Genomic DNA, 26,835 nt, shown 5'->3' on the forward strand with positions numbered 1-26,835 from the left:
AGTGCCGAGTGCATTGAAGCGGTTCATGAGTGCAACGCGGATCTGGACCTCGGCGGTTTGGCGATCCGGATCACGTGATGCGATGCGTTCCCCGAATGCCTTGTGACACTTCATCTTTGCCTCTATCCGACTTCGGGCGTGATATCCGACTGGGGGGTGCCGCTAACCAAAGGGCGGCATGAAGGCTTGATCGACTTCGCGACCTTTGAGCGCATCCAAGCCCGCCTGAAAGAGGGGGCGCGTGTACCCGTGCGCGTCGATGTGTCGGCTGACTTCCCCTTGCGTGGTGCCATTGCCTGTGCGTGTTGTGGCAGGCCGTTCACTGCCTCATGGTGCCGCAGCAAGACGGGTGAGCGTCACCCTTACTATCTGTGCTTCACCAAGGGCTGTGAGCGCCGCAACAAGCATATCCGGCGTGATTTGGTCGAGGGGCAGTTTGTTGCCATGCTCGACACGCTGACGCCTGCGCCCAAACTGTTCACGCTGGCTCATGCCATGTTCAAAGATGCGTGGACGCAGCGCATGGCTCAGGCCAAGGCCGTGGCAAAGACCTATGAGCGTGAGACCGCTAAGGTGGAAGCCCAGATCGAGGGGCTGCTTGACCGGATCGTTGATGCTACGTCTCAAAGTGTGGTTACTGCCTATGAGAAGCGGATTCACAGCCTTGAGCGTAGTAAGGTTGCGCTTGAGGAAAAGCGTGCACGCAGCACCCAGCGGCATGGGACCTTTGAGGAGTTGTTCGAACTCGCCTTCGGATTCCTCTCAAGCCCTTCAAAAATATGGAATCTTGGCAGAATCGAGTGTCAGAAACTGGTGCTGAAATTGGCGTTTTGCGATAGGCTGGAATACGCGCCCGAAACTGGGTTTCGAACCCCGAAAACGTCCTTACCCTTCAATATGTTAGGGAGTGTTTCGCCTAATAAATGCGAAATGGCGGAGAGACAGGGATTCGAACCCTGGGTCGGCGCAAACCGACAACGGTTTTCGAGACCGCCGCATTCGACCACTCTGCCACCTCTCCGCGTCAGGGATCGTCGTGAGGCGGGGATTTAGCGAAGGTTCGATGCGGGTGCAAGCCCCCTCGGTGGAAAACTTTTCTGGGCGACGGTTTTTCGTTTTTATGGCCGGAGCTTGCCGGGAAGCAAAACCGCGGGCAGGGGCCGGAAGGCGCTGATGCCGGATGCCCCGCCGTGCAGACCCGGGATGTGGGCCTTCTGAGAGCCGCATCTCACGCGGGGTTTACGGGGCGGGATGACTGCGGGTGCTTGGCAAGTGCGGCATGGGGCATTAGCTGTGGATCACGGTGTTGCGTGGCAGCATCGCGGCGGCAATGGAGAGGCGCGACATGGCGGCAGGACGGATGATCGGCGAAGGGATGCGCGGCGCGGTCCGCGCGCTGACCGTGACGGCCCTGATCGGGCTTGGTGTTGCAAGTGGTGCGCAGGCCGAAGGGCCCGCCGTGCCGATGGCCCCCAATCCGCAACTGCCCGCGCGCGGCGCGGGCGTGGCCCAATTGGCGCAGACCATGATGCTTTCGGGCGTGGTCGATGTCATGCAGGCCGAAGGCAAGGCCTATGGCCAGCAATTGCGCGACGAGATGTTCCTCGGCCGCAATGGTGCCGAATGGGAGGGAATCGTCGGTGCGATCTATGATCCGGCGCGGCTGCTGGCCGATCTGGAGCGCGGGCTGGAGACCGAGCTCGCCGGCAAGCCCGAAGTGATCCGCGCCGCGCAGGCGTTTTTCGGTAGCCCGACCGGCCAGAAGATCCTGTCGCTGGAGCTGGAGGCGCGGCGCGCCCTGCTGGACAAGGCGGCCGAAGAGGCCGCGAAGGCCGCGGCGGGCGATCTGTTCGCCAAGGATGGCCCTCGGATCGAGGCGCTGCGCCGCTTTGCCGCCACCAACGACTTGATCGAGATGAATGTGATGGGCGGCCTGAACGCCAATCTCGCCTTCTATCGTGGCTTGGCCGATGGCGGGCTGTTTGACGGGCAGATGAGTGAATCCGATATGCTGTCCGAGGTCTGGGCGCAGGAGGATCAAGTCCGCAACGATACCGAGGAATGGCTCTGGACCTATCTGGTGCTGGCCTATCAGCCGCTGTCGGATGAAGAATTGCAATCCTATCAGAAATTCTCGGAAAGCGCCGAGGGCAAGCAACTGAATGCGGCGCTGTTTGCGGGCTTTGATGCAGGTTTCATGCGGATCAGCCGCGATCTGGGCCGGGCTGCGGCCCGCATGGTGCAAGGCGAGGATATCTGATCGCCAATACCCTTGGCCCGCGGATGTGGGGCTGGGGAAGGCGCCTTGCCGTCGCTGTAGCGCGCCACGGCCCTTGGCCCGCGGATTTGGGTCTGGGGGGCGGAGATGGGCGCACTTGCTCCGGGCATCTATGCCAAAACCCGTCCGGATGGCCGCAGCCAGCCTGCCGGTTGGCAGCTTTGGCCGCGATTTCCGGTTATGGCGGTGCCGCGCGCGACGCCCTGAGAAAGAAGGGCGGGCAGCACCGCGGGATCTGATCTCGCAGGCTTGACTTCGCTGGGATGATCCCGGATAAGCGCGCATCCCGCTCGGACCCTCCGAGTCTGTGGGGGATTCTATACTCAATCCGTCCCTCAAGGGGCGCGCTGTTCGAAGGCGGGGCAACCCATCAACGCCTTTCCCGCATGGGGTAGGGGCCGCAGGACGCGGAAATCTGGAAGGAAAGACCCATGTTCGCGGTCCTCAAAACCGGCGGCAAGCAATACAAGGTCCAGGCTGGCGACATCCTGCGCGTTGAGAAACTTGCTGCAAATGCTGGCGATAAAGTCCAGTTCAACGAGATCCTGATGGTTGGTGGTGACACCGTGACCGTCGGCGTGCCCACCGTGGCAGGTGCCGCCGTTCAGGCCGAAGTGATCGCCCAGATCAAGGGCGAGAAGGTCATCCATTACGTCAAGCGTCGCCGCAAGCACAGCTCGCAGCGCACCAAGGGCCACCGTCAACAGCTGACGCTGCTGCGCGTGACCGAAGTGCTGGCCTCGGGCGCGGAAGCCTCGGGCGTTGCAGCGGCCACCGGCACCGCCGATGCGCGTCGTGCGGCCCATAATGGCGGCGCTGCTGCCAAAGCCGCAGAATAAGAGGAGTAACACCCCATGGCACACAAGAAAGCAGGCGGTTCGTCCCGCAACGGTCGTGACTCGGCTGGTCGTCGCCTCGGCGTGAAGCTCTATGGCGGCCAGGCCGTCATTCCGGGCAATATCATCGTGCGTCAGCGCGGCACCACTTGGTTCCCGGGCACCGGCGTTGGTATGGGCACTGACCACACCATCTTCGCGACCGTCGAAGGCAAGGTTGCGTTCAAGAAGGGCCTCAAAGGCCGCACTTTCATCTCGGTTCTCCCGGTTGCGGAGGCGGCCGAGTAAGCCGAACCGTTACAATCGAATTGTAACAAGGGGGTCGGCCGAAAGGCCGGCCCCTTTCCTCATTTCTGCCGGGTTTGCCGGGCAGGAGGAGGGGGCGAAATCGCAAGGCCGGATGGTCCGCCCTTGTGTCTGCCCTGTGGCACCCCCAATTCGGAGGGGGGATTACAGGGAAATTCGTGTGCGGCACCCGCAAGGGCGGGGCCGATCATGCGCTTCGATGGAGGGAAGCGATGAAACTGGATGTGGTTGGAAAGGATATTGATTTTACGGCGCTGGCCGGTTTTGGTCAGATGACCGATGGTGTCATCACTGCGGTGCGCTTTACCCTGCGCCCGGTCCGAAAATCCGACGAAGGTCTTTTTGCCATGTATGCGGGCGACCGCCGCGTGGCCGAGGCGACCCGATCCATTCCGCATCCGCTGCCGCCGGGGGCGGCCGAGAATTTCGTGACCCGCAGCATGAACCCCAAGGGGCATGAGAATGTCTGGGTTCTTGATGGCAGCGCCCATGGTCTGGCCGAGGTGCTGGGGGTGATCAGCCTCAAGCGCATGGACGAGGAAAAGTTCAACCGCGACCAGAGCGAGATCGGCTATTGGGTGGCACCTGCCTTCTGGAACACGGGCTTTGCGTCTGAAGCCGTGCGCGCGCTGGTCACCGCCAACCCGCAAAAGAACCGCACGATCTTTGCCGAGGTGTTTCAGGACAATCCCGGCTCGGCCCGTGTCCTGACCAATGCGGGCTTCCAGTATCTGGGCGATGCCGAAACCTTTTCGGTGGCGCGCAATGCGCGGGTCCCGACCTGGACCTATCTGCGCAAGCTGGATTGATCGCAGGGATTGCCGGGGCTAGGCTCCGGCAATCCGCTGCCTGACGGCAAAAGAAGGCAAGACCACCATGGATATCCGCGACGCCCGGCCTGATGACGCCGCAGGCATTGCCAGGATCTATAATGACGCCGTGCGCAACACCACCGCCATCCTGATGGACAGCGAGGTGGATGCCGCGAACCGCGTGGCCTGGATGGCGGCGCGGGTGGCGTTGGGCTATCCGGTTCTGGTCGCGGTCGAGGACGGTCAGGTGATGGGCTATGCCAGCTTTGGCGATTTTCGCCCCTTTGACGGCTTTCGTGCCTCTGTCGAACACTCGGTCTATGTGGCCGAGGCCGCGCGCGGACAGGGGTTGGCCTTCCGCCTGCTTTCGGCGCTGATCCCACGCGCGCGGGCCTGCGGCAAACATTTGATGATTGCGGGGATCACGTCCGAAAACGTCGCCTCCTTGCGGCTGCATGAAAAGGCGGGATTTGTCGAATCCGCCCGTATGCACGAGGTCGGGCAGAAATTCGGACGCTGGCTGGACCTTGTTTTCATGCAATTGCGGCTGGATCAGCGACCACAACCCTGACGCAGCTTGCACCCGGGCCATTCCGGGGCTATCGCCATTTCTCGACAATCCGCCAGCTGACGCCATATCCCGAAGGGGCCATCCCGATGAAATTTCTTGATCTCGCCAAGGTCTATATCCGCTCGGGCGGCGGCGGTTCGGGCTGTGTCTCGTTCCGGCGCGAAAAGTTCATCGAATTCGGCGGGCCCGATGGCGGGGACGGTGGCAATGGTGGCTCGGTCTGGGTCGAGGCGGTCGAGGGGCTGAACACCCTGATCGACTATCGCTATCAGCAACACTTCTTCGCGAAATCCGGCCAGCCCGGCATGGGCAGCCAGCGCACCGGCAAATCCGGCGACGATGTGGTGCTGCGCGTGCCGCTGGGCACCGAGATCATCGACGAGGATGAGGAAACCATCATCGCCGACCTGACCGAAGTTGGCCAGCGCGTGCTGCTGGCACAGGGCGGCAATGGCGGCTGGGGCAACCTGCATTTCAAATCGTCCACCAACCGGGCACCCGCGCGGGCCAATCCGGGGCAAGAGGGGGTGGAGCGCACGATCTGGCTGCGCCTGAAGCTGATCGCCGATGCCGGACTTTTGGGCCTGCCCAATGCCGGGAAGTCGACCTTCCTTGCGGCCGTGTCGAATGCACGTCCGAAAATCGCGGATTACCCCTTCACCACGCTGGTGCCAAACCTTGGCGTCGTGGGGGTGGATGGCGCTGAATTTGTCATGGCCGATATTCCGGGTCTGATCGAAGGTGCCTCCGAGGGGCGGGGCCTGGGCGACCAGTTCCTGGCCCATGTCGAGCGGTGCTCGGTCCTGCTGCATCTGGTCGATGGCACTTCCAGCACGATCACCAAGGATTATCGCACCATCCGGGGCGAGCTGGAGGCCTATGCCGAGGAATTGGCGGAAAAGCCCTGTATCCTTGCGCTGAACAAGATCGACGCGCTGGACAAAAAGACCATCGCCACGCGCAAGAAGGCCTTGGAAAAGGCCAGCGGTGGGCCGGTCTATCTGATTTCCGGCGTCTCGCAGGAAGGCTTGCTGGATGCATTGCGCGCGATCCACAGTGAAATCATGGAAGACCGCCGGTCCCGGATGCCGGTCGAGGTGACGAAATGGCAACCCTGACGCAGATCGCGGCCCCCGATATTCGTGCGGCGCGGCGGCTGGTGATCAAGATCGGATCGGCCCTGCTGGTCGATCGCGCCAAGGGACTGCGGCAGGGCTGGCTTTCGGCGCTGGCAATGGATGTGGCCGAGGCCAAGGTGCGTGGCTGTCAGGTCGTGCTGGTCTCGTCCGGCTCCATCGCGCTTGGGCGGATGATTCTGGGCCTGCCCGCCGGGGCGCTGACGCTGGAGCAATCACAGGCGGCGGCGGCGGTCGGCCAGATCCGGTTGGCCCGCGCCTATGAAGAGGTGCTGGCACCGCATGGCATCACCACAGCGCAGATCCTTGTCACGCTGGAAGATACCGAGGATCGCCGCCGCTATCTGAACAGCCGCGCCACGATGGAGACGCTGCTGGGCCTTGGGGTTGTGCCGATCGTGAACGAGAATGACACGGTTGCCACCGACGAGATCCGCTATGGCGACAATGACCGGCTGGCGGCGCAGATCGCGGTCACGGCGGGGGCGGATCAACTGATCCTGCTGTCGGATGTCGATGGCTTCTATTCCGCCAATCCGAAGGAAGACCCGACCGCCACGCGCTTTGATGTGGTCGATACCATTACCCCCGAGATCGAGGCGATGGCGGGCGATCCGATCTCGGGCCTGTCGAAAGGCGGCATGAAGACCAAGCTGATGGCGGCGAAGACCGCAGTGGCGGGGGGCTGTGCCATGGCGATCATGGAGGGTTCGGTCTTGCGGCCGCTGAAGGCGCTGGCCGAAGGGGCGCATCGCACATGGTTTGTCGCCAAGGATGATCCGCGTCAGGCGCGCAAGCTGTGGATCAACGCGATGAAGGAAAAGGGCAGGATCCGGGTCGATGCCGGCGCCGTGTCGGCACTACGGTCCGGCAAAAGCCTGCTGCCTGCGGGTGTGGTCGCGGTCGAGGGCAGCTTTGGCCGGGGCGAGCCGGTGGGCATCCTTGGCCCGGATGGCGCGGCCCTTGGGCGCGGCTTGATCCGCTATACCTCGGACGAGGCACGGCGGATTGCCGGGCGGCGTTCGGGCGAGATTGCCGGCATCCTTGGCTATGAGGGGCGGGCGGCGCTGATCCACCGCGATGACATGGTGGTGTGACCCCTGACGCGGGACGCGGGGGCCAGCCCACGCACCCCCGGGATATTTGTGAACAGATGAAAGGGATGGCGATGGAAGATGTGGCTGGGCTGATGCGCGAGATCGGGGTGAAGGCCCGGGCGGCGGCGGCGGAGCTGGCTTTCGCGCCACCAGAGGCCAAGCGCGCGGCGCTTCTTGCGGCGGCTGAGGCCGTTGAGGCCGCGGTGCCCACGATCCTTGCGGCCAATGACAAGGATATGGCGTTCGGGGCCGAGAAGGGGCTGTCGCCGGCGATGCTGGACCGGCTGAAGCTGGATGCGGGCCGGATTGCCGGGATCGTCGGTGCCCTGCGCGCGATTGCCGATCAGCCCGATCCTGTCGGGCGGGTGCTGGCGGAATGGGATCGCCCCAATGGCCTGCATATCCAGCGCGTGGCGACGCCTTTGGGCGTAGTTGGCGTGATCTATGAAAGCCGCCCCAATGTGACGGCGGATGCGGGCGCGCTGTGCCTGAAGGCCGGAAATGCGGTGATCCTGCGCGGGGGCTCGGAAAGTTTCCATTCCTCAACCGCTATCCATGCCTGCATGGTAGAGGGCTTGCGCAAGGCAGGTCTGCCGGAAGACGCGATTCAGCTTGTGCCGACGCGCGACCGGGCGGCGGTCTCGGCAATGCTGCAGGCGGTGGACCATATTGACGTGATCGTGCCGCGCGGGGGCAAGGGGCTGGTGGGGCTGGTGCAGAAAGAGGCGCGGGTGCCGGTCTTCGCGCATCTGGAAGGAATCTGCCATGTCTATGCCGACCGCGATGCCGATCTGGAAAAGGCGCGCCGCGTGGTGCTGAACGCCAAGACCCGGCGCACCGGGATTTGCGGATCGGCGGAATGCCTGCTGATGGATTGGGCCTTTTACACCGATCACGGCAAGGTGCTGATCGAGGATCTGCTGGCGGCGGGTGTCGAGGTGCGGGCCGATGGCGAGCTGGCGAAGATTCCCGGCACGGTGCCTGCCCAACCCGATGATTTCGGGCGCGAATTTCTGGACATGATCATCGCCGTAAAGCTGGTCGATGGCGTGGATGGCGCGATCCGCCATATCCGCCAATATGGCAGCCAGCATACTGAAAGCATCCTGACCGAGAATGACGCGACCGCCGCGCGGTTCTTTGAGCGCCTGGACAGTGCGATCCTGATGCGCAATGCCTCGACCCAGTTTGCCGATGGCGGCGAGTTCGGTCTGGGCGGCGAGATCGGGATTGCCACCGGCAAGATGCACGCGAGAGGCCCGGTGGGGGCCGAGCAACTGACCAGTTTCAAATATCTGGTCACCGGTGACGGCACCTGCCGCGTGTAACGCGCAGCGCAGAACGGCAATGGCCTGACCGGATATGGTCAGGCCATTTTTTTATGCAGTATCGGGGCTTGGCGGTGAAAGCTCATGCGTTACATGAGCGCCATTTCATCAGGCCAGTGCCTTACAGCAAGAAATCCGAACCGATCAGCGACACCCGGTTGCCAAGATCCAGGCTGAAATCGGCACGGCCATCGCCATTGGTATCGGCCTCGATGCGAGTGGCCGAGCCGGAGGTGAAGGCGCGCAATTCGCCCGCCTTGCCGGAAAACGCCGATGATCCGATGAATTTCAGGTCCTGATTGCCGCTGGCGCGGTCATTGCCATCCAGCCGGGTCAGATCGATCTTGTCGCCCTGGCTGCGGTTGAAATCGCTGATCACATCGCGGGCGCGGGGTGTGCTGTCGGATTTCGTGGTGAAGACGAAGCGATCCGCCCCGCCGCCGCCGACCAGCGTATCGGCGCCTGCGCCACCTTCCAATGTGTCGCGGCCGGTGCCGCCGGTCAGCCGGTTGGCCTCGCCGTCGCCGCGCAGCAGGTCATGTCCCTTGCCGCCGGTGACATGCTCCATCTCGCGCAGCACAAAATTCCCCTGGGCCGAGGTCGCGCGGCCCGCTCGCAGATCGACCGTCACACCGGCGGAGAAGTCGGCAAAGCTGATCAGGTCACTGTCCTGGTTCTTGCTGTTTGAGACGCCGCCGCCGCCATTGATCGAGACCAGCGCGGTCGGGTCCGTCTGCGGCTTGATATGGATGATATCGGCGTCGCGCCCCAGCAGGATGGTATCGGCCCCGCCGCGTCCCAGGGTCACCACATCCTTGCCGCGCCCGGCATCGATGAAGCCGACCCAGCCGGAGGTCGTGGTGATACGGTCATTGCCGCCCTCGGTATTGATGTAATCGACCTCGCCGCGCAGCGTGATGCGATCGATGCCACCGCCGCCCAGCAGGGTGCGCGCGCCGCCCGCGCCGATGGTGGCGGTGTTGTTGCCATCGCCCAGATCGATCATGTCGATAAAGCCGGTGCCGCTGGTCAGCGTGTCATTGCCAAAGCCCATGCGCAACACGCCGATATTGCCGGCACCGATGGTCGCGCGGTCATGGCCATCGGCCATGGCGATCGAGCCGACCTCGGTGCTGCGCAGGGTCAGCACATGGTTGCCATTGCCGCCAAGCTGCATCGTGTCGATGCGCCGGGCATTGCTGTTGCTATCGGTCACCGTTGCCGAAATGCTGCCGACAATGCGCAGGATTGCAATGTCCCAGTCCCGCCCTGACATGGCGATATTCAGCTTCACCACAGGATTCTCATGCGGGTTCCAGAACGACAGAAACTCCATGAACCGGCCACCCCAATATTGCGTCTGACCGGCAATATTGAAGGTGCCGCTGCCGGTCAGGGTGACCTTGGTGTTGCTGTTGATCGTGGCCATGGACAGCCTCCTGTCTTGCTTTTCCGGTTCAATGCGCCGGAAAGGCTAGGCAAATCAGGACCATGTGACAAGGTTTTTGGGCCGTGGCCCGGGAATTGCCATCTCAGACCGCAAGGCCAAGACGAATTTCAGTCTCGCGGATTTCGGCCACAAGTTTGCGGCCCTGGCGCGCCAGCTCCTCGCGCAGCAGGGCGAAATGCACCTGCGCCGGGGTGATGTCATGGGGGGCTGCGGGGTTTGACAGCACCTCCCACAGAGCCGGGTCGACGCGCATCCGAGGCGCGGTGGCGGTCAGCGTCCAGCGGGTGTCGCTGCGCTCGATCACGATCTTGCCGCCATGGCTCAGGGCGGTTTCAAGGCACATCAGCAGCAAAAGCGCCAGTTTCACCTCAGTGCGGGCAAGGTCTTGCGGGCTGTTCCAGACCAGTTCCAGCCGCCCGCCCCGCGTCAGCCCGGTCAGGATCGAGACCACCTCCGGGCGTCCGATGCGCTGGCCGCTGCTTGCGCTGCCAAAGGCGATGCGGAACAGACGGATCCTTGCATTGGCCTGTGCCACGCTTTCGGCGATCAGTGTCATTTCAGGACTGCGCGCGGCACCGTCCATCTGCAAAAGTTCCACCCCATTGCCGATGGCACCAATCGGGCTGATAAGATCATGACAGATTCGCGAACCAATCAATGCGTTCAGATCAAGACGGTCGGACATGGTTCCTCAGCAACTATGAAAGAGTGAAATGAGCCTTGGACTGAACGCCTTGCTGGAACCCGGCATGATGGTGCGTCACCCGCAGGAGCCCGATTGGGGCTTGGGTCAGGTGCAATCCAATGTCGGGAACCGCATCACCGTGAACTTTGAACATCGCGGCAAGGTCGTGATCGACGGCAGCCGGATCAGCTTGCAGCGGGATTTCGAGGTCTGACAGCCATCAGGGTAAGGCAATCTGGCGGAAATGCAATCTCTGATTGTTTGCGCGCAGGCGTCGCGTTGGACGGGCCCTTTGCGGTGCAGCAGCAGGTTAGACGGTTGCATCGCGACGGGTCTTGCGCCTATTTCGGACCCTGACAGGAAAGGTTGGGCGGGATGAAGACCGAAGACAGCGCCTTTGAGCTGCGTCTGGCGCGCGATCCGCGTGATCTGATGGCAGCGCAGCGGCTGCGATATCGGGTCTTCGTGGAGGAGATGGGATCGGACGGGCCGCTGGTCGATCATGCCGCCCGGCTGGAAGGCGATGCCTTCGATGGTCTGTGCGATCATATGCTGCTGATCGATCGCAACCGCGATGCGGACAGCCTTGACGATGTGGTGGCGGTCTATCGATTGTTGCCGGGCGCGCGGCTGGCGGCGGGCCAGCGGTTCTATTCAGAAAGCGAGTATGACCTTGGCGCGCTGCGTGCCACGGGTCGCAGCCTGCTGGAACTGGGCCGGTCCTGCGTGCATCCCGATTATCGGGGCGGTGCGGCGATGATGCAGATGTGGAACCGCCTTGCCGATTATGTGCTGGAGCGCGGGATCGAACTGATGTTCGGCACGGCCTCCTTCCCTGGCACCGATGTGGCGGCGCTGGCGCAGCCCTTGTCCTATCTGTGGCATAACCATCTGGCCCCAACGGATCTGCGGGCGGTGGCGCTGCCCGCGCATCGCGCCGAGATGGCGGTGTTGCCTGAGGCGGCGCTGGATCGGCGCGCGGCGATGCAGGCCACACCGGCGCTGATCAAGGCCTATTTGCGCCTGGGGGGCTGCGTTGGCGACGGTGCCTGGGTGGATCATGATTTCAACACGACCGATGTGCTGCTGGTGATGGACACCGCGCAGATGTCGTCGCGCCATCGCGACTATTATGTGCGCAAACATGCCGAGGGTCAGAATGACGGCGACGCCAGCGGTCAGACAGAGCGCCAGACAAGAGACGGGCAGGGTGATCGGGGATGAACAACTGGCAGGACGAACGCATGGTGGTGCCGCGCATCGGCCCCTTCGGCTATGCGCTGGCAGCGTTGCGCGGGGTTGTTCTGGGGCTGGTCACCTATGGTGGCCTGCTGGTCTTCCTGCTGCTGCGGCTGATCGAGCGGCCGGTTTTCGGCCTGCATCGCCCGGTGACGCCATGGATCACCAAGGCGGTCTGCCGGGCCGCGCTGTTCATCATGGGCTTTCGCTATACCCGGCGCGGCAGGCCGATGCAGGGGCAGGGCGCGATTGTCGCCAATCACGCGGGTTGGATCGATATCTTTTCGCTGAATGCGGCGGACCGGGTCTATTTCGTTTCCAAGGATGAAGTGGCGGGCTGGGCGGGCATCGGCATTCTGGCCCGCGCCACCGGCACCATGTTCATTGCCCGCAAGCCGACCGAGGCCAAGCGCCAGCAGGAGATGATGGAGGAACGCCTGCGGGCGGGCCATCGCCTGCTGTTCTTTCCCGAGGGCACCTCGACCGATACGCTGCATGTGCTGCCCTTCAAGACGCCGCTGTTTCAGGCCTTCTTCACCCATGGCATGGACCGTGTGTTGCAGATCCAGCCGGTGACGGTGGTCTATCACGCGCCAAAGGGCCGCGATCCGCGCTGGTATGGCTGGTGGGCGGATATGAGCTTTGCCGCGCATCTGTTACAGGTTCTGGCGACGCCCCGGCAGGGTGCCATCGAGGTGATCTTTCACCCGCCCGTGCCGGTCGATGCCTTCCCGGGTCGCAAGGAACTTGCCGCCTATTGCGAAACGGTGATCCGCACGGCGCATCCGCTGGTCGATCATGCGCGGGTCTCAGCACAGCCGTGACGGCAGCCGCAATTGGCCCTGTGATGCTTTCGCGACGCTGGGTGCGGGCACAGATTTCGGGATCTTGATCAAATTCATGCCCTCACCGTAAGGTGCGGCGGAAAGCTGGAGGCATAGATGGACGACACCACGCAGCAGGCGGTCGAGGCGCGCAAGGTTCCGACGCATGAGATCACCTATCTGCGGCTGCGCGACATGGTGTTGTATGGCGTTCTGGCCCCCGGTCAGCCAGTGACGATCCAAGGTTTGATCCGCGATCTGGATGCAGGCATGACCCCGGTGCGCGAGGCAATCCGCCGTCTGACCGCCGAGGGCGCGCTGGTCCTGCATGACAATCGCCGCGTCTCGGTGCCGCGCATGACGCCCTTGCTGTTGGATCAGCTGGTTCATATCCGCGAGGCGGTGGAGCCGAAGCTGGCCGAACTTGCCGCCCCCCATGTCACGCCCGCGCTGATCGCCAAGCTGGAAGAGATCGATCACGGGATCGAGCCTGCGATCCGCGCCTCGGATGTGACAACCTATCTGCGGCTGAACCACGCCTTCCATTTCGCGCTGTATGAGGCGGCAGGCGCCACGGTGCTGGAGGATGTGGCGCGCTCGGTCTGGCTGCGGTTTGGACCATCGTTGCGGGTGATCCTTGGTCGCTATATCGCGCTTGGTCTGCCCGACCGCCATGCCGAGGCGCTGGAGGCGATGCGCGCGGGCGATGCGCAGGCCCTGGCCGTGGCGATCCGCGAAGATATCGCGCAGGGCGTGGATCAGGTGCGCGCGGCATTGGCCGAAGAGGCGCTGTAAGGGCTTCAGGCCCGGCGATAGCGGCTTTGCACCGGGTCGCCGTCTTCAGCGGCCACAAGGCCGCGATGCGCCAGATCGATGAGATGCGCCAGCAGGTTGCGTTGCGCGGCGGGGATCAGCGCGGGGTTCACATCACGGTAAACCTGTGCGGTCAGTTCGGCGGGCGTGGCGGCTTGGTCAAGGGCCGCAAGAATCGCGGCCTCGCGCGCGCGGCGATGGGTCTGCAGTTCCTTTAGCCGCGCGGGCAGATCCGTGATGGGGGCACCGTGACCGGCATGGGCGCGCCGCCAAGGCCCCTCCGCCAGCCGCTCCAGCGACGCCATGTAATCGCTCATATCGCCCTCGGGGGGCGACACCAGCGAGGGGGCCCAACCCATCACATGATCGCCGGAAAACAGGCAATCACCCCAGCCAAAGCACAGATGCCCGCCGATATGGCCGGGGGTATGGATCGCGGTCAGTTCCCAGTCATCGCCCCGGATCACCTCGCCATCCTGCAACAGCCGGTCGGGGCGGAAGGCCAGATCCAGCCCTTCGCCGCCCTCAAGCCCCGCAAGCGCCGCCATCCGGGCAGAGCGCCCCGACCGCGCATCGCCGAAAGCGAGAACCGGCGCGCCGGTTGCCTGCGATAGCGGGCGGGCCAGCGGGGAATGGTCGCGATGGGCATGGGTCACAAGGATATGGCTGATCCGTTCGCCCGGGCCAAGGGCCGCTAGAACCGCCGCCATATGCCTTGGATCATCGGGGCCGGGGTCGATCACCGCCACAGCCCCTTGCCCCAGCAGGAAGGTGTTGGTGCCCCAATGCGTCATGGGCGAGGGATTGGGGGCCAGAACCATGCGCAGGCCGGGCTCGGGCTGTTGCAGGACGCCGGGCTGCGGTAGCTCCGGGCTTGGCGGAGCGGTGGCCGTCGCGGCGGCGGATGTCATGGCGTCCTGCATCGTCATTCTCTTTTCCATGGCGTGGCGCGTGCTGCCCCTTTTCCCGCAGCCCGCGCTGCACTAGCTTTGAGGCATGGCATTCCGCATGAAACACCTTTTGCCGCGTGGCCTTTACGGGCGCGCCCTGCTTATTCTGGTCGTGCCCATCGTCACGATCCAGCTGGTCGTGTCCATCGCTTTCATCCAGCGCCATTTCGAGCGGGTGACCCAGCAGATGACCGGCGGTGTCGCGACCGAGATCCGCTATGTCCTGCAGCGCCTGCAAGATGACGGGCCGGAGGCCGCACAGAATGCAGCCGCCGGGCTTGGCTATACGCTGGAGCCGGTGGCTGTGCCGCTGACCGAGATTCGCCGCGATGTGATGGATTTCACCGGGCGCGTGGTGGCCGAGACCCTGCGCGCCGAGGTGGCAGGGTTTCTGGGGGCCGATCTGACGCTGGATGACAACCGGGTGATGGCCGATTTCCGGTTGCCCGGCGTGGATGCTGCCCCGCAAGAGGCTTTGCGTATCGGCATCGACCGGCGCCGGATGTCGGCGACCAATCCACATCAGTTGCTGGTGCTGATGATCCTGACCTCGGCCCTGATGACGGTGATTTCCTACCTGTTCCTGCGCAATCAGGTGGCGCCGATTACCCGCTTGGCACAGGCGGCAGCGGCATTCGGCAAGGGCCAGCACATGCCCTATCGCCCGCGCGGCGCGACCGAGGTGCGGGCGGCAGGCGCGGCCTTTGTCGATATGCGGGCGCGGATCGAACGGCATATCGAAAGCCGGACGCGGATGCTATCGGGGGTCAGCCATGATCTGCGCACACCGCTGACCCGGTTGAAGCTGGGCCTTTCGATGCTGCCCGAAGATGAGGAAACGGCGGCGCTTCTGGGTGATGTCGCGGATATGGAGCGGCTGGTGGACGAATTCCTGGCCTTCGCGCGCGGGGATGCCACCGAAGAGGCCGAGGAGATCGATCTGGCGGCGTTGCTGGCATCGCTGGTGGAAAAGGCGGTGCGCGGCGGGCAACGCGTTGATCTACAAGGGGCGGCGGTGGTCAAGCTGCGGCTGCGCCCGCAAGCGGTGACGCGCGCAGTGGAGAATCTGCTGTCCAATGCCAACCGCTTTGCCGACCGCACCCGCATCACCCTGCATGATGGCGACCGTTCTGTGCGCATCGTGATCGAGGATGACGGCCCCGGCATTCCGATGGAACGACGCGACGAGGCGGTGCAGCCCTTTGCCCGGCTCGACGGCGCACGCGACCCGAACCGGGGCGGCGGCGTGGGCCTTGGCCTGTCGATTGCCGCCGATATCGCGCGCAGCCACGGCGGGGTGCTGCGCTTGGGCGAAAGCGAAAGCCTTGGCGGCCTGCGCGCCGATCTGGTGCTGGCGCGCTGAGCTGATGCGCCTTGAGCCCGGCGCTTTGATCCATGGCGCAGAGGGTGGCACCCTTAGCGCGGCTGCCCGACCACCAGCACCCAACCCGGCTGGCCTTTGGCATTCTCGGCATAGCCAAAGCCCGCTTCGCGGGCCTTCGGGCTGAGCAGATTGGCGCGATGCCCGGCCGAGCCCATCCAGGCGGCCACGACAGCTTCGGCGCTGGCAAGGCGGCCAAAGCCCACATTCTCGGCGATATGGCTCCAGCCATAACCTGCCTTGGTCGCCCGGTCGGCAATATTGCGACCGCGGGCATCACGGTGACCAATGGTCTGGCTTTCGGCAATCTGGCAGGCCTGATCCTGTGCCACGACCTGCAAACGCGGCGCGGCGGCAAGGGCGGCAAGGCCTTGCATCGCACGCTGGCGATTGACCTCGGCCAGAACCGCCTCTGCGGTCAGCGCGGTCTGGGCGGGTGGGCCGCAGCGCGCGACCGGCATGGGCAGATCCGCAGCCGGGGCCCCATGCGAGCTGCCCCCGATCCGGATCGGAATTGCAAAGGGCACCTGCTTTGCTGTCTCTTCCGGCAGCGGCACGATGATGCAGGCCGAAAGCAAGGCGGGCAGCAGAAGCGGAAGACAGGCAGGGCGCAGGAGCATCGGGATCGGGGTCCGTGAATGGGGCAGGCGGGCATCTGGCAGGCGCCCGGCGTGGCAGGTGCCAGGGGAAAGGTGAAAGGATGGCAAGCGAAAGGGCCAGACTGTCGCGGCCCGGATATCCGCCGATGAGGCGCAACCTGCGCGATACATTCCGCGATGGCAAGGCTGCCCCAACACCCGCAAATGGCCCCGCGCGGAGGCCCGCCCATGCGGGGGACATCCCGGCTTCCTTGGGGCCAGCCCTTGCAGCCCCCGGCGCGCGACACTAAGACTCGGGTAAGAACTCGGCGATATGGCTTTGGTTACAGAACACAGGCAGGCGATGATGAAAGATCCGGTCGACTTTTACATGAATACCCTTGTCCCGATGGTCGTTGAACAGACCAGCCGGGGCGAGCGCGCCTATGACATTTTCTCGCGCATGTTGAAGGAGCGGATCATCTTCCTCTCCGGCCCGGTGCATGACGGCATGTCGAGCCTGATCTGCGCGCAACTGCTGTTCCTTGAGGCGGAGAATCCGAACAAGGAAATCTCGATGTATATCAACAGCCCCGGCGGTGTGGTGACCTCGGGCCTGTCGATCTATGACACGATGCAGTATATCAAGCCCAAGGTCTCCACGCTGGTGATCGGGCAGGCGGCCTCGATGGGGTCCTTGCTGCTGACCGCGGGCGAAAAGGGGATGCGCTTCTCGCTGCCCAACAGCCGCGTCATGGTCCACCAGCCCTCGGGCGGCTATCAGGGTCAGGCCACCGACATCATGATCCACGCGCGCGAGACCGAAAAGCTGAAGCGCCGCCTGAACGAGATCTATGTCAAGCATACCGGCAATGACTATGCGACGGTTGAAGCCGGCCTTGAGCGGGACAATTTCATGTCAGCCGAAGACGCCAAAGCCTGGGGTCTGATCGACGAGATCGTCGAGAACCGCGGCAAGTCTGAGGGCGACGAAGCCAAGTAATCAAGGGCTTGCCCGACAGATTTACACTGTCGGGCAGGTTTGGCACCGGGGTACGGCCCCGATGTCGCGGCCCCGGATGGGGCAATGTTTCGGGATTGTGAAGGCGGCGGCTTTGGCCTAGGCTTTTAAAATTGCCCCTCTGGGGCGCTCGGCAAAATGGCCCCTTTCGGGGCGCTCGGCAGAGGAAGACAATGGCGACGAATTCCGGCAGCGACAGCAAGAACACCCTCTACTGCTCGTTCTGCGGCAAGAGCCAGCATGAGGTGCGCAAGCTGATCGCGGGACCGACCGTGTTCATCTGCGACGAATGCGTCGAGCTGTGCATGGACATCATCCGCGAGGAAACCAAGGCCACGGGGCTGAAAAGCACCGATGGCGTGCCGACCCCGCGCGACATCTGCAAGGTGCTGGATGATTATGTGATCGGGCAGGAACGCGCCAAGCGCGTGCTGTCGGTTGCGGTCCACAACCATTACAAGCGGCTCAATCATTCCTCGAAACAGGATATCGAGCTGGCCAAATCCAACATCCTGCTGATCGGCCCGACCGGCACCGGCAAGACGCTTCTGGCGCAGACGCTGGCGCGCATTCTGGATGTGCCCTTCACCATGGCCGATGCAACGACGCTGACCGAAGCCGGTTACGTCGGCGAGGATGTGGAGAACATCATCCTCAAGCTGTTGCAGGCCAGCGAATATAATGTCGAACGCGCGCAGCGCGGCATCGTCTATATCGACGAGGTCGACAAGATCACCCGCAAGTCGGAAAACCCCTCGATCACCCGTGACGTCTCGGGCGAGGGCGTGCAACAGGCCCTGCTGAAGATCATGGAGGGCACCGTGGCCTCCGTGCCGCCGCAGGGCGGGCGCAAGCATCCGCAGCAGGAATTCCTGCAAGTGGACACGACGAACATCCTGTTCATCTGTGGTGGTGCCTTTGCGGGCCTCGACAAGATCATCGCGCAGCGCGGCAAGGGCTCGGGCATCGGCTTTGGGGCCGCGGTCAAGGGCCCGGATGAGCGCGGCGTGGGCGAGCTGTTCCTTGAGCTGGAGCCGGAAGATCTGCTGAAATACGGGCTGATCCCCGAATTTGTCGGCCGTCTGCCGGTGGTTGCGACGCTGAATGACCTTGATGAAGCGGCGCTGGTCACCATCCTGACCGAGCCGAAGAACGCGCTGGTGAAACAGTATCAGCGCCTGTTCGAAATCGAGAGCGTGAAGCTGACCTTCACCCCCGAGGCCCTGTCCTCGATCGCCAAACGCGCCATCAAGCGCAAGACCGGCGCGCGTGGCTTGCGCTCGATCATGGAAGACATCCTGCTCGACAGCATGTTCGAACTGCCTGGGATGGATGACATTTCCGAAGTGGTGGTGAATGACGAGGCGGTGAATGCAGGTGCCAAGCCGCTTTTGGTGCATAGCGAGCCGAAGAAAAAAGAGACCGCGAACGCGGGCTGAGGGCCTGCGCGCTGACGGATCGCAAAAGGCAGGCCAATGGCCTGCCTTTTGTTTTTGGCGGGGGATCGCCGGGGGAATGGCCGCGCCAGAGGCAGAGCCGCGGCGGGCTTGGCAATGGCCTTGCAATTTCTCGCGCGAGGGTGATCGTGGCCCGGTCACAAGGGGCGCTTGCCACTGGACCTTCGGCCCCATTTGCGCCATATCAGGGCACAGGTAACCGGAGATCCCTGATGTTGTCTTTCCTCAAGCGCGTCTTCACCTGGTGGGACGGGCAGACATTCGGCACCCAGCTGTTCACCGCCCGCAAGGGTGTGAAAGTCGGCGAAGACGATCAGGGCAATGTCTATTACGAAACCCGGGACGGCAAGCGCCGCTGGGTCATCTATAACGGTGCCATCGAGGGCAGCCGCATCGCGCCCGATTGGCATGGCTGGCTGCATCGCACCTGGGATCAGCCGCCGACCAAGGCGCCGCTGAAACACAAGGCCTGGGAGCAGCCGCATCAGGAAAACCTGACCGGCACGCAGGCCGCCTATGCACCTGCCGGCTCCATTCGCAAAGGGGCCCCGGTGGCACGCCCGGATTATGAGGCCTGGCAGCCGGAATAAGGTGCCAGGAGGGGATATATGTCGGAAAATACCACCGAAGTTCTTGCAGGTGCAGCGGTTCTGGCCGTGGCGATCGGCTTTCTGGCCTTTGCCGCACAGGGCATGGGGTTTGGCTCGGCTGGCAGCAGCTATGATCTGACCGCCTCGTTCCAATCGGCCGAGGGCATCAAGGTCGGCACCGATGTGCGGCTGGCGGGCGTCAAGGTCGGCACGGTGTCGCGGCTCGACCTCAACCCGCAGACATTCTATGCCGATGCGGTGCTGACGCTGCGCGATGCGGTGCATCTGCCCGACGATTCGGCGGCACTGGTTTCGTCCGAGGGGCTGTTGGGCGGCAATTACATCGAATTGCGCCCCGGCGGGTCCACCGAAAATCTGGTGGCAGGCTCCGAGATTGAGGATACCCAAGGTTCGGTCAGCCTGATCGGCCTCTTGATGAAATTCGTGGGCAACAGCGCACAGGACGCGCTGGCGCAATGAAATCCGCAGCCCTGGCCCTGCTGATTGCCTGCACAGCGGCGTCGCCGCTGGCCGCGCAACAGGTGACCAAGGCGCCGGGCGGCATCCTGCGCTGGCTCGACAAGATGACTGGCGAGACGGCGGATATCGAGCTGGCCAATGGCCAGGCTGCAATCTCTGGCCGTCTGACCATCCAGCTGGATGAATGCCGCTATCCGAGCGCCAATCCGGCTTCCGATGCCTTTGCCCATCTGACCGTGATGGAGGAAGGCGCGACCGCCCCCGCATTTTCCGGCTGGATGGTGGCCTCGAGCCCTGCCATGTCGGCGCTGGAACATCCGCGTTTCGATGTCTGGGTGCTGCGCTGCCTGACCCCGGACCAGCCCGAGCTTCAGGTCGAGCCGCCGCCGGCGCTGCCTGAGGATTTCGAGGCCCCGCAAGAAGGCTGATCGACAAAACGGGCGGGCTCGCCCTGCAGGGCCGCCTTCAGCCGTGCCTGATAGGCGGCGCGGCTGATCTCGATGCCACCAAGGCTGGCCAGATGCGGCGTCAGGAACTGGGTGTCCATCAGAACAAACCCGCGCGCCGACAGCCGCTCCACCAGATGCGCAAGAACGATCTTCGAGGCCGATCTGCGGCGCGAGAACATGCTTTCGGCAAAGAAGGCCCGGCCCAGCGTCACGCCATAGGTGCCGCCCCTCAGCGCACCATACTCCCACAATTCCAGACTATGGGCATGGCCCATGTCATGCAGCGCCACATACAGGTCAAAGATCTGGCCATTGATCCAGGTTTCGGGTCGGTCGGCGCAGGCCCGCACCACGCCCGCGAAATCGCGATTGGCCGCGATCTCATAGCCGCCCTTGCGCATCTCGCGCGCCAGGCTGCGTGAGATGTGGAACCCGTCCAGCGGCAGGATGCCACGATGGCGCGGCTCCACCCAATGCAGACCCTGCGCATCGGCGCTGTCGGCCATGGGAAACACCCCCATCGCATAGGCGCGCAACAACAGCTCTGGCGTGATCTCTGATGACAAAGGGGGCCGCTCCAAAGCCCGGCCCCCCTCATCTGTTCAAAAATATCCCACGGGGGTCCGGGGGTGTGAAACCCCCGGGCGCTGGCCAACAGTGCCACGCCCGGGCGTCAAGCATCAGCTGCCGAACTGCGCCGCCAGCCATTTTTCCAGCCAGTGGATATTGTAATCCCCGTTCTGGATATCGGGCTCGGCCAGCAGCATGTGGAACAGCGGCACCGAGGTTTCCACCCCGTCGATGATCAGCTCACCCAGGGCGCGCTTCAGACGCGCCAAGGCTTCGGGCCGGTCACGGCCATGCACGATCAGCTTGCCGATCAGGCTGTCGTAATAGGGCGGGATCGAATAGCCGCCATAAAGCGCCGAATCCATCCGCACCCCAAGTCCGCCGGGGGCGTGGAACACGTTCACCTTGCCGGGGCAGGGTGCGAAATTCGGCAGCTTCTCGGCATTGATCCGCACCTCGATGGCATGGCCGTTGATCTCCAGATCATCCTGGGTCACCGACATCGGCAGGCCTGCGGCGACACGGATCTGTTCGCGCACCAGATCAATGCCGAAGATCGCCTCGGTCACCGGATGCTCCACCTGCAGGCGGGTGTTCATCTCGATGAAGTAGAAGCGTCCGTCTTCATACAGGAACTCGATGGTGCCCGCGCCGATATATTTCAGCTTGCGCATCGCGCTGGCGCAGACCTCGCCGATCTCGCTGCGCATCGTCGGCGTGATGCAGGGGCCGGGCGCCTCCTCGAACACCTTCTGGTGACGGCGCTGCAAGGAACAGTCGCGCTCGCCCAGATGCACCGCATTGCCTTTTCCATCGCCAAAGACCTGAATCTCGATATGGCGCGGCTTTTGCAGGTATTTCTCGATATAGACCTCGTCATTGCCGAAGGCCGCCTTGGATTCCGACCTTGCGGTGCGGAAGGCAATCTCCAGATCGGTGGGCGAGGTTGCAACCTTCATGCCGCGGCCACCGCCACCGGCGGTCGCCTTGATGATGACAGGATAACCGATCTCGGCAGCCACCTGCAGGGCAGCTTCCACATCCGGGACGCCGCCCGCCGAACCCGGCACCACCGGAATGCCAAGTTCCTTGGCGGTTTCCTTGGCGGTGATCTTGTCGCCCATGATGCGGATATGCTGGGCGGTCGGACCGATGAAGGTGATGTCGTGATCGGCCAGAGCCTGCGCAAAACCCGCATTCTCCGACAGGAAGCCATAGCCCGGATGCACCGCCTGCGCGCCGGTGATCTCGCAGGCCGAGATGATCGCGGCCTTGTTCAGATAGCTTTGCGCCGAGGAGGCGGGGCCGATGCAGACGCTTTCATCCGCCATGCGGACATGCATCGCATCGCTGTCAGCGGTGGAATGCACCGCGACCGATTTGATCCCCATTTCGCGGCAGGCGCGGATCACCCGCAGGGCGATCTCGCCCCGGTTGGCGATCAGGATTTTATCGAAGATCTGGGTCACGCGCGGCCCCTCACTCGATGATCATCAGCGGCGCGCCGAATTCGACCGGGGTGCCGTCGGAGACGAGGATGCGCTTCACCACGCCGGCCTTGGGGGCGGGAATGTGGTTCATCGTCTTCATCGCCTCGATGATCAGCAGGGTCTGGCCTTCGGTCACGGTGGCCCCCACTGCGACAAAGGCCGGGGCACCCGGCTCGGCGGCGAGATAGACCGTGCCCACCATGGGCGAGGTCACGGCACCCGGATGCTGGGCCGGATCTTCCGGCGAGGCGGCGGGCGCTGCAGCGCCCGCGGCTGCGGCGACCGGGGCCGGGCCCGGGGCATAGGTCACGGCCGGGGCGGCCATGGCGGTCGTCACGATATTGGCCTGTTTCACCACGCGCACTTCGAGGCTGTCATCCTCGCCATATTCGCGTTTCACCGACAGCTCGGTCAGCTCGTTCTTGTTCAGAAGCTCGGCCAGCGCCTGAATGAAAGCCACATCGGCGTCGGGGGAATGTTTGCTCATGCCATCCTCGTTTGTGTTGTTTGGCAGATCTGGCCCCTGCACCCTGTTTGCGCAAGCAGGCCCCGCCGGCTGGCCGTCCTTATACGCGAGGCGGGCAGGGCTGAAAAGCCTGCCTTTGCCGCAGATCTGGCAGGTTTTCCACAGGCGGGCGACAGCGCAGGGCAAGGAATGTCAGGGCCGTTGCAAGGCGCGTTTACCGCGTGTCTCGCAAGGCGGCAGCGAACAGCGCCGCGATGGGCCCAGAAACGACGGCAATGAAGGCCGTCCATTGCGACAGGCCCGTCCTGCGATGCGCTTGGGTGACCTGGCGCGCGATATGTCCCTGCGATGCGTCCTTTGGCTGAGGTCAGCCGGGGGGCTGTCTGCCCCCCGGCTCCTGCGGAGCCTCCCCCCGAGGATATTTTTGAACAGATGAGCGAAAGACGGCGCTTTCATTCGTCTGTTCCAAAAATCTCATCAGGTTGCGCGCCCATTTGGTGCATTGGGTCTCAGAGCCAAGGGGTGCGAGCGCCCCTTGCCTGTCGCGCCGCTCAGATCGTGAGTTGCTGGCCCAGTTCGATCACCCGGTTGGAGGGCAGGCGATAGAATTCGGTCGCGTTGGTTGCACCCTTGGCCAGCATGATGAACAGCCGTTCCTGCCATTGCGGCATTTCCTCATGGCTTGAGGTGCGGAAGCTGCGCCGGTTGAGGAAGAAGGAGGTGGTCATGATATCGAGCTTCTCGCCCTGTTTGCGGGCAAGGGCGAGGCCGCGCGGCACGTTCTGATCTTCCATATAGCCGAAGGTGAGATTGGCCTTCACGAAGCGGTCATTGATCCGGGTCAGGCTCAGCCGCCGATCTTCCGGCACGGCGGGTTCCGGGGCAACGGTCACGGTGACGACAAAGTTCTGCCGATGCAGCACGCGGTTGTGCTTGAGATTGTGCATCAGCGCGGGCGGCGCCATATCGGGTTCGGCAGTCAGGAAGACGGCCGTGCCCGGCACCTCGACTGGCGGCGATTTGTCCAGCATCCGCAGCAGATCGTCGAGCCCGATGGAGTTGTCACGCGATTTGCGCCGCACATGCGCCACGCCACGCACCCAGGTCCACATCACCAGGCAAAGCAGGGCGGCGAACAGGATCGGGATATAGCCGCCATCGGCGACTTTGGTCAGGTTGGCGGCGAGAAACAGCCCTTCCAGCGTGATCAGCGGCAGCATCACCGCAAGCGTCAGCCAGAGCGGCCATTTCCAGGCGCGATGGAGCAGGAAGATCGCCAGAACCGAGGTGATGACCATATCGCCTGTCACCGCGATGCCATAGGCCGAGGCCAGATCGGAAGAGGTGCCAAAGGCCAGAACCAGCAACACCACCCCAAAGGAGAGGATGCCATTCACCTTCGGCATGAAGATCTGGCCATATTGCGTCTCGGAAGTGTGGCGGATCTGCATCCGCGGCAAAAGCCCCATCTGCACCGCCTGCTTGGCCACAGAAAATGCGCCGGAAATCACCGCCTGGCTGGCGATGACGGTGGCGGCCATGGCCAGCACGACCAGGGCAGGCAGCGCCCAGTCGGGGGCCAGCAGGAAGAAGGGGTTATGCGCGCGCTCGGGATGGGCCAAGACCATCGCGCCCTGACCAAGATAGGAGAGGGTCAGCGCGGGCAGCACCAGCACCCCCCAGGCCAGCCGGATCGGGCGGCGCCCGAAATGGCCCATATCTGTATAAAGCGCCTCGCCCCCCGTCACCGCCAGAAACACCGATCCCAGCACGATGAAGGAGGCAAAGCCGTTATTGATCAGAAAGCCCAGGGCATGGCGCGGATCAAGGGCGGCAAAGATGCCCAGATCGTCGCGGATATGCATGAGGCCAAGCCCGGCCATGGTCAGGAACCAGATCACCATGATCGGGCCGAACAGCACCGACACGGCCTCGGTGCCGCGCGATTGCACGGCAAACAGCGCGATGATGATGCCAAGGGTGATCGGCACCACGAAGCTCTGCATCCCGGGGGCGACAAGCGCCGTGCCCTCCACCGCTGACAGGACCGACATGGCAGGGGTAATCATCGCGTCCCCAAAGAACAGCGAGATACCGACCGCCCCGATGGCCAGCAGCACGCTGGAGGGAGCCTTGACCGCGCGTTGCACCAGCGCAATCAGCGAGAGCGTGCCGCCCTCGCCATCATTATCCGCGCGCATGATGAGGATGACGTATTTCAACGTCACGATCAGCATCAGGGTCCAGATCAGCAGCGAAATCACCCCCAGTACATCTGCGCGCGTCAAGCCGTCACGCGATGCGGCATGGAGCGATTCGCGCATGGCATAAAGCGGGCTTGTGCCGATATCACCATAGACGACACCAATGGCCCCGAGGGTCAGTTTGGCGAGCGAGCTTTGCGGGTGGGGGGTATGCGATGCGCCTGAGGCAGCTTGCGACACGATAAGACCGTATGAGGATTCGCGTGGCGCTCTGGATACACCGCCCTCACGAGGATGTCAGGTGCTGACATGAAATGTGATCTGGTGGTGGCAAATCGCTCTGTCCGTGCCTCCGGGGGGGGTGCGGCGGAAAAGCAATGGCGCGCGACAAGACCGCCTGATGGTGCCTGAGTGATGCGGAGCATGACTGTATCCCGCGCGACTGCTTGCGCGCAGCCGGTGGCGACAGGCTCCGCGATGGATCCGCCATGATGGATCAGCCGTTCGTCGTCTCCGAAGGCGGGCCGAACGGGGGCGGGCCATAGGGGGGCAGTTTGGAGGCCTCCAGAGAGAGATCGCCCTTTTCCGGCAAAAGCACCACCCGGTCGATCAGGGCGCGCACCTCGGCCTCCATCCCCGATGTTTCGGAATAGGCGCGATGGGCGCGAATCTGCAGCCCGTTGCGGTCTGCGACGGCGGCTGTGCGCGCATCCACCTGCCGGGCCGGGTCGGTCTGGGTGATCGCAAGGCGCGCGACACTATCTGCGGCCTGAAGCTGCAGGATCTGCGGGGCCGGGTTGCGCGCCTCATGCACGGCGTCACGCGCCTCGACCTGTTGCACGCGGATGGCACGGTCTTCAGCGGGGGCCGCATGGCCCTGCGCGCCGGTCACGGCCCCTTCATTGACGGCGGGCAAGGCGGCGATGGCCTGACCCGACCGGATGCCAGTCACTGCAATATCCATGTCTTCACCCCGATCTAAAGCGCAGGGCAGATTCCCCAACGAAAGCCCCGACGCGTCACGATACCCCCTGAGAAGACATCCTGCCCCGGATTGGTGCCGAAGGCTCGTGTTATCAGGGTTAACCGTTTGACGGATTATGCAGGATTTTAAGCGCCGCAGCGGCTGGGTGCGTTATGACTTTCCGGGCGGTGTCAGGCTGCTGCGGAACAGGTGATCAAGGAAGGTCTGCGCCTCGGCAAAGGGATCATGGCCGGGGCCAAGCATGGCGCGGACCTGCACGTCAAAATCCGCATAATGCTGGGTCGTGGCCCAGATCGAGAAGATCAGGTGATAGGGATCGACGGGGGCCAGACGTCCTTCGGTCACCCATCGGGCAATCACCGCAGCTTTTTCGTCGACCAGCGGTTTCAGATCATCCTGCAAGGGGCCTTGCACACGCGGCGCGCCTTGCAGCATTTCATTGGCAAAGAGACGGCTTTCGCGCGGAAAGTCCCGGCTCAATTCCAGTTTGCGGCGGATATAGCCGAGGATCTCGGCCACCGGGTCGCCCGCAGGATCGAGCGCGCGCAGCGGATCCAGCCAGATCTGCAAAAGCCCCTGGATCAGTGCGGCATGGATCGCCTCCTTGGAGGGGAAGTAATACAGCAGATTGGGCTTTGACAGGCCCGCCCCCTCGGCGATCTGGTCCAGCGTCGCGCCCCGAAAGCCCGCCTGGGAAAACACCTCCAGCGCGGCTTCCAGAATCGCTTCCGAGTTCTTTTGCTGGATCCGGGTCTGCGGTCGGCTGCGGGGCATCGGCTCTCCTGTCCCGTATTTGATCAAAATGTCGCTTTCAGACGGTTCCGAAGGCCGAACCCGAT

Annotated in this window: 29 protein-coding genes, 1 tRNA gene and 2 pseudogenes; 19 read left to right on the top strand and 13 right to left on the bottom strand. The window is 63.7% G+C overall.

What is annotated here, in order from left to right:
* Positions 1–147, bottom strand: a pseudogene (locus tag GBJ34_RS10180) (IS5/IS1182 family transposase); the annotation flags it as partial.
* Positions 148–261: 114 nt separating this feature from the next.
* Here GBJ34_RS10180 and GBJ34_RS21205 point away from each other — a divergent pair.
* Positions 262–390: pseudogene (locus GBJ34_RS21205) on the top strand (recombinase zinc beta ribbon domain-containing protein); the annotation flags it as partial.
* Here the strand turns inward: GBJ34_RS21205 and GBJ34_RS21065 are convergent.
* Positions 328–720, bottom strand: coding sequence for a hypothetical protein (locus GBJ34_RS21065; RefSeq protein WP_264177064.1), 393 nt, complete (start codon positions 718–720; stop codon positions 328–330). The pseudogene GBJ34_RS21205 and the gene GBJ34_RS21065 overlap by 63 nt on opposite strands.
* A gap of 211 nt (positions 721–931) precedes the next feature.
* A tRNA-Ser gene (locus GBJ34_RS10190) sits at positions 932–1,021 on the bottom strand.
* Positions 1,022–1,345: 324 nt separating this feature from the next.
* On the opposite strand from GBJ34_RS10190, the gene GBJ34_RS10195 reads away from it, so the two are divergent.
* The 8 genes from GBJ34_RS10195 to GBJ34_RS10230 all read left to right on the top strand — a co-directional run bounded on the left by GBJ34_RS10195 (position 1,346) and on the right by GBJ34_RS10230 (position 8,364).
* Positions 1,346–2,260 carry a DUF2059 domain-containing protein gene (locus GBJ34_RS10195; protein ID WP_192931181.1) on the top strand — a complete coding sequence of 305 codons (915 nt, stop codon included), beginning with the start codon at positions 1,346–1,348 and terminating at the stop codon, positions 2,258–2,260.
* A gap of 449 nt (positions 2,261–2,709) precedes the next feature.
* Entirely contained in the window at positions 2,710–3,117 is a 408-nt protein-coding gene (gene rplU / locus GBJ34_RS10200) for a 50S ribosomal protein L21 (RefSeq protein ID WP_151719176.1), read from the top strand.
* A gap of 15 nt (positions 3,118–3,132) precedes the next feature.
* Positions 3,133–3,402 carry a 50S ribosomal protein L27 gene (rpmA, locus tag GBJ34_RS10205; RefSeq protein ID WP_151719177.1) on the top strand — a complete coding sequence of 90 codons (270 nt, stop codon included), beginning with the start codon at positions 3,133–3,135 and terminating at the stop codon, positions 3,400–3,402.
* A gap of 290 nt (positions 3,403–3,692) precedes the next feature.
* Complete coding sequence (locus tag GBJ34_RS10210) at positions 3,693–4,229, top strand: GNAT family N-acetyltransferase (protein ID WP_151719335.1); 537 nt, start codon at positions 3,693–3,695, stop codon at positions 4,227–4,229.
* A gap of 67 nt (positions 4,230–4,296) precedes the next feature.
* A complete protein-coding gene (locus GBJ34_RS10215) occupies positions 4,297–4,803 on the top strand; it encodes a GNAT family N-acetyltransferase (protein ID WP_151719178.1) in 507 nt (168 codons plus the stop codon).
* A gap of 86 nt (positions 4,804–4,889) precedes the next feature.
* Positions 4,890–5,921: a GTPase ObgE gene (obgE, locus tag GBJ34_RS10220; protein ID WP_151719179.1), complete on the top strand. Its 1,032-nt coding sequence runs from the start codon at positions 4,890–4,892 to the stop codon at positions 5,919–5,921.
* Positions 5,909–7,036, top strand: a complete 1,128-nt coding sequence (gene proB / locus GBJ34_RS10225) for a glutamate 5-kinase (protein ID WP_151719180.1) — start codon at positions 5,909–5,911, stop codon at positions 7,034–7,036. Before obgE ends, proB begins: the two co-directional genes overlap by 13 nt.
* A 71-nt stretch (positions 7,037–7,107) precedes the next feature.
* Positions 7,108–8,364, top strand: coding sequence for a glutamate-5-semialdehyde dehydrogenase (locus GBJ34_RS10230; RefSeq protein WP_404811418.1), 1,257 nt, complete (start codon positions 7,108–7,110; stop codon positions 8,362–8,364).
* Between the two features lie 121 nt (positions 8,365–8,485).
* On the opposite strand, the gene GBJ34_RS10235 is transcribed toward GBJ34_RS10230, so the two are convergent.
* Entirely contained in the window at positions 8,486–9,793 is a 1,308-nt protein-coding gene (locus GBJ34_RS10235) for a calcium-binding protein (RefSeq protein WP_151719182.1), read from the bottom strand.
* A gap of 103 nt (positions 9,794–9,896) precedes the next feature.
* Positions 9,897–10,499 (bottom strand): histidine phosphotransferase family protein, encoded by a 603-nt coding sequence (locus GBJ34_RS10240; RefSeq protein WP_151719183.1) that lies wholly within the window; start codon positions 10,497–10,499, stop codon positions 9,897–9,899.
* Positions 10,500–10,527: 28 nt separating this feature from the next.
* Between GBJ34_RS10240 and GBJ34_RS10245 the strand changes: the two genes are divergently transcribed.
* The 4 genes from GBJ34_RS10245 to GBJ34_RS10260 all read left to right on the top strand — a co-directional run bounded on the left by GBJ34_RS10245 (position 10,528) and on the right by GBJ34_RS10260 (position 13,357).
* Positions 10,528–10,713 (top strand): DUF3553 domain-containing protein, encoded by a 186-nt coding sequence (locus tag GBJ34_RS10245; protein WP_192931182.1) that lies wholly within the window; start codon positions 10,528–10,530, stop codon positions 10,711–10,713.
* Positions 10,714–10,874: 161 nt separating this feature from the next.
* Entirely contained in the window at positions 10,875–11,723 is an 849-nt protein-coding gene (locus tag GBJ34_RS10250; protein WP_151719184.1) for a GNAT family N-acetyltransferase, read from the top strand.
* Positions 11,720–12,562 (top strand): lysophospholipid acyltransferase family protein, encoded by an 843-nt coding sequence (locus tag GBJ34_RS10255; RefSeq protein ID WP_151719185.1) that lies wholly within the window; start codon positions 11,720–11,722, stop codon positions 12,560–12,562. The genes GBJ34_RS10250 and GBJ34_RS10255 overlap by 4 nt, the downstream gene beginning before the upstream one ends.
* A gap of 117 nt (positions 12,563–12,679) precedes the next feature.
* Complete coding sequence (locus GBJ34_RS10260; protein ID WP_151719186.1) at positions 12,680–13,357, top strand: GntR family transcriptional regulator; 678 nt, start codon at positions 12,680–12,682, stop codon at positions 13,355–13,357.
* A 5-nt stretch (positions 13,358–13,362) separates the two neighbouring features.
* On the opposite strand, the gene GBJ34_RS10265 is transcribed toward GBJ34_RS10260, so the two are convergent.
* On the bottom strand, positions 13,363–14,298 hold the full coding sequence (locus GBJ34_RS10265) for an MBL fold metallo-hydrolase (protein ID WP_226341132.1): 936 nt from the start codon (positions 14,296–14,298) through the stop codon (positions 13,363–13,365).
* A gap of 85 nt (positions 14,299–14,383) precedes the next feature.
* On the opposite strand from GBJ34_RS10265, the gene GBJ34_RS10270 reads away from it, so the two are divergent.
* Entirely contained in the window at positions 14,384–15,688 is a 1,305-nt protein-coding gene (locus GBJ34_RS10270) for an ATP-binding protein (protein ID WP_404811419.1), read from the top strand.
* Between the two features lie 53 nt (positions 15,689–15,741).
* Here GBJ34_RS10270 and GBJ34_RS10275 read toward each other — a convergent pair whose 3' ends face one another.
* Positions 15,742–16,326: a CAP domain-containing protein gene (locus GBJ34_RS10275; protein ID WP_192931183.1), complete on the bottom strand. Its 585-nt coding sequence runs from the start codon at positions 16,324–16,326 to the stop codon at positions 15,742–15,744.
* Positions 16,327–16,651: 325 nt separating this feature from the next.
* On the opposite strand from GBJ34_RS10275, the gene GBJ34_RS10280 reads away from it, so the two are divergent.
* The 5 genes from GBJ34_RS10280 to GBJ34_RS10300 all read left to right on the top strand — a co-directional run bounded on the left by GBJ34_RS10280 (position 16,652) and on the right by GBJ34_RS10300 (position 20,260).
* Entirely contained in the window at positions 16,652–17,287 is a 636-nt protein-coding gene (locus tag GBJ34_RS10280) for an ATP-dependent Clp protease proteolytic subunit (protein ID WP_151719189.1), read from the top strand.
* A gap of 191 nt (positions 17,288–17,478) precedes the next feature.
* The gene (gene clpX / locus GBJ34_RS10285; RefSeq protein WP_151719190.1) at positions 17,479–18,744 is read left to right on the top strand and encodes an ATP-dependent Clp protease ATP-binding subunit ClpX; all 1,266 of its coding nucleotides are present in this window, start codon (positions 17,479–17,481) and stop codon (positions 18,742–18,744) included.
* A 233-nt stretch (positions 18,745–18,977) separates the two neighbouring features.
* On the top strand, positions 18,978–19,352 hold the full coding sequence (locus GBJ34_RS10290) for an NADH:ubiquinone oxidoreductase subunit NDUFA12 (RefSeq protein WP_151719338.1): 375 nt from the start codon (positions 18,978–18,980) through the stop codon (positions 19,350–19,352).
* Positions 19,353–19,370: 18 nt separating this feature from the next.
* Complete coding sequence (gene mlaD, locus GBJ34_RS10295; RefSeq protein WP_151719191.1) at positions 19,371–19,832, top strand: outer membrane lipid asymmetry maintenance protein MlaD; 462 nt, start codon at positions 19,371–19,373, stop codon at positions 19,830–19,832.
* Positions 19,829–20,260, top strand: coding sequence for a DUF2155 domain-containing protein (locus GBJ34_RS10300; protein WP_151719192.1), 432 nt, complete (start codon positions 19,829–19,831; stop codon positions 20,258–20,260). The genes mlaD and GBJ34_RS10300 overlap by 4 nt, the downstream gene beginning before the upstream one ends.
* Here GBJ34_RS10300 and aat read toward each other — a convergent pair.
* The 6 genes from aat to GBJ34_RS10330 form a co-directional block, all read right to left on the bottom strand.
* Positions 20,203–20,847 (bottom strand): leucyl/phenylalanyl-tRNA--protein transferase, encoded by a 645-nt coding sequence (aat, locus tag GBJ34_RS10305; protein WP_151719193.1) that lies wholly within the window; start codon positions 20,845–20,847, stop codon positions 20,203–20,205. The genes GBJ34_RS10300 and aat overlap by 58 nt on opposite strands.
* A gap of 114 nt (positions 20,848–20,961) precedes the next feature.
* Complete coding sequence (accC, locus tag GBJ34_RS10310; protein WP_151719339.1) at positions 20,962–22,311, bottom strand: acetyl-CoA carboxylase biotin carboxylase subunit; 1,350 nt, start codon at positions 22,309–22,311, stop codon at positions 20,962–20,964.
* Between the two features lie 19 nt (positions 22,312–22,330).
* Positions 22,331–22,828 carry an acetyl-CoA carboxylase biotin carboxyl carrier protein gene (gene accB, locus GBJ34_RS10315; protein WP_151719194.1) on the bottom strand — a complete coding sequence of 166 codons (498 nt, stop codon included), beginning with the start codon at positions 22,826–22,828 and terminating at the stop codon, positions 22,331–22,333.
* 530 nt (positions 22,829–23,358) lie between these two features.
* The gene (locus tag GBJ34_RS10320; RefSeq protein ID WP_151719195.1) at positions 23,359–25,251 is read right to left on the bottom strand and encodes a potassium transporter Kup; all 1,893 of its coding nucleotides are present in this window, start codon (positions 25,249–25,251) and stop codon (positions 23,359–23,361) included.
* 256 nt (positions 25,252–25,507) lie between these two features.
* Positions 25,508–25,975, bottom strand: a complete 468-nt coding sequence (locus tag GBJ34_RS10325) for a hypothetical protein (RefSeq protein WP_151719196.1) — start codon at positions 25,973–25,975, stop codon at positions 25,508–25,510.
* A 171-nt stretch (positions 25,976–26,146) separates the two neighbouring features.
* Positions 26,147–26,770: a TetR family transcriptional regulator C-terminal domain-containing protein gene (locus GBJ34_RS10330; protein WP_151719197.1), complete on the bottom strand. Its 624-nt coding sequence runs from the start codon at positions 26,768–26,770 to the stop codon at positions 26,147–26,149.
* Between the last annotated feature and the right edge of the window lie 65 nt (positions 26,771–26,835).

The organism is Gemmobacter serpentinus (genome assembly GCF_008973825.1).
Taxonomy (GTDB): Bacteria; Pseudomonadota; Alphaproteobacteria; order Rhodobacterales; family Rhodobacteraceae; genus Gemmobacter; species Gemmobacter serpentinus.

Excerpts from the sequence above, each read along its gene's own strand:
- GBJ34_RS21065 (WP_264177064.1), bottom strand. The coding sequence starts at position 720 with ATGCCGCTGGGTGCTGCGTGCACGCTTTTCCTCAAGCGCAACCTTACT.
- GBJ34_RS10195 (WP_192931181.1), top strand. The coding sequence starts at position 1,346 with ATGGCGGCAGGACGGATGATCGGCGAAGGGATGCGCGGCGCGGTCCGC.
- rplU (WP_151719176.1), top strand. The coding sequence starts at position 2,710 with ATGTTCGCGGTCCTCAAAACCGGCGGCAAGCAATACAAGGTCCAGGCT.
- rpmA (WP_151719177.1), top strand. The coding sequence starts at position 3,133 with ATGGCACACAAGAAAGCAGGCGGTTCGTCCCGCAACGGTCGTGACTCG.
- GBJ34_RS10210 (WP_151719335.1), top strand. The coding sequence starts at position 3,693 with ATGACCGATGGTGTCATCACTGCGGTGCGCTTTACCCTGCGCCCGGTC.
- GBJ34_RS10215 (WP_151719178.1), top strand. The coding sequence starts at position 4,297 with ATGGATATCCGCGACGCCCGGCCTGATGACGCCGCAGGCATTGCCAGG.
- obgE (WP_151719179.1), top strand. The coding sequence starts at position 4,890 with ATGAAATTTCTTGATCTCGCCAAGGTCTATATCCGCTCGGGCGGCGGC.
- proB (WP_151719180.1), top strand. The coding sequence starts at position 5,909 with ATGGCAACCCTGACGCAGATCGCGGCCCCCGATATTCGTGCGGCGCGG.
- GBJ34_RS10230 (WP_404811418.1), top strand. The coding sequence starts at position 7,108 with ATGGAAGATGTGGCTGGGCTGATGCGCGAGATCGGGGTGAAGGCCCGG.
- GBJ34_RS10235 (WP_151719182.1), bottom strand. The coding sequence starts at position 9,793 with ATGGCCACGATCAACAGCAACACCAAGGTCACCCTGACCGGCAGCGGC.
- GBJ34_RS10240 (WP_151719183.1), bottom strand. The coding sequence starts at position 10,499 with ATGTCCGACCGTCTTGATCTGAACGCATTGATTGGTTCGCGAATCTGT.
- GBJ34_RS10245 (WP_192931182.1), top strand. The coding sequence starts at position 10,528 with ATGAGCCTTGGACTGAACGCCTTGCTGGAACCCGGCATGATGGTGCGT.
- GBJ34_RS10250 (WP_151719184.1), top strand. The coding sequence starts at position 10,875 with ATGAAGACCGAAGACAGCGCCTTTGAGCTGCGTCTGGCGCGCGATCCG.
- GBJ34_RS10255 (WP_151719185.1), top strand. The coding sequence starts at position 11,720 with ATGAACAACTGGCAGGACGAACGCATGGTGGTGCCGCGCATCGGCCCC.
- GBJ34_RS10260 (WP_151719186.1), top strand. The coding sequence starts at position 12,680 with ATGGACGACACCACGCAGCAGGCGGTCGAGGCGCGCAAGGTTCCGACG.
- GBJ34_RS10265 (WP_226341132.1), bottom strand. The coding sequence starts at position 14,298 with ATGCAGGACGCCATGACATCCGCCGCCGCGACGGCCACCGCTCCGCCA.
- GBJ34_RS10270 (WP_404811419.1), top strand. The coding sequence starts at position 14,384 with ATGAAACACCTTTTGCCGCGTGGCCTTTACGGGCGCGCCCTGCTTATT.
- GBJ34_RS10275 (WP_192931183.1), bottom strand. The coding sequence starts at position 16,326 with ATGCTCCTGCGCCCTGCCTGTCTTCCGCTTCTGCTGCCCGCCTTGCTT.
- GBJ34_RS10280 (WP_151719189.1), top strand. The coding sequence starts at position 16,652 with ATGAAAGATCCGGTCGACTTTTACATGAATACCCTTGTCCCGATGGTC.
- clpX (WP_151719190.1), top strand. The coding sequence starts at position 17,479 with ATGGCGACGAATTCCGGCAGCGACAGCAAGAACACCCTCTACTGCTCG.
- mlaD (WP_151719191.1), top strand. The coding sequence starts at position 19,371 with ATGTCGGAAAATACCACCGAAGTTCTTGCAGGTGCAGCGGTTCTGGCC.
- GBJ34_RS10300 (WP_151719192.1), top strand. The coding sequence starts at position 19,829 with ATGAAATCCGCAGCCCTGGCCCTGCTGATTGCCTGCACAGCGGCGTCG.
- accB (WP_151719194.1), bottom strand. The coding sequence starts at position 22,828 with ATGAGCAAACATTCCCCCGACGCCGATGTGGCTTTCATTCAGGCGCTG.
- GBJ34_RS10325 (WP_151719196.1), bottom strand. The coding sequence starts at position 25,975 with ATGGATATTGCAGTGACTGGCATCCGGTCGGGTCAGGCCATCGCCGCC.
- GBJ34_RS10330 (WP_151719197.1), bottom strand. The coding sequence starts at position 26,770 with ATGCCCCGCAGCCGACCGCAGACCCGGATCCAGCAAAAGAACTCGGAA.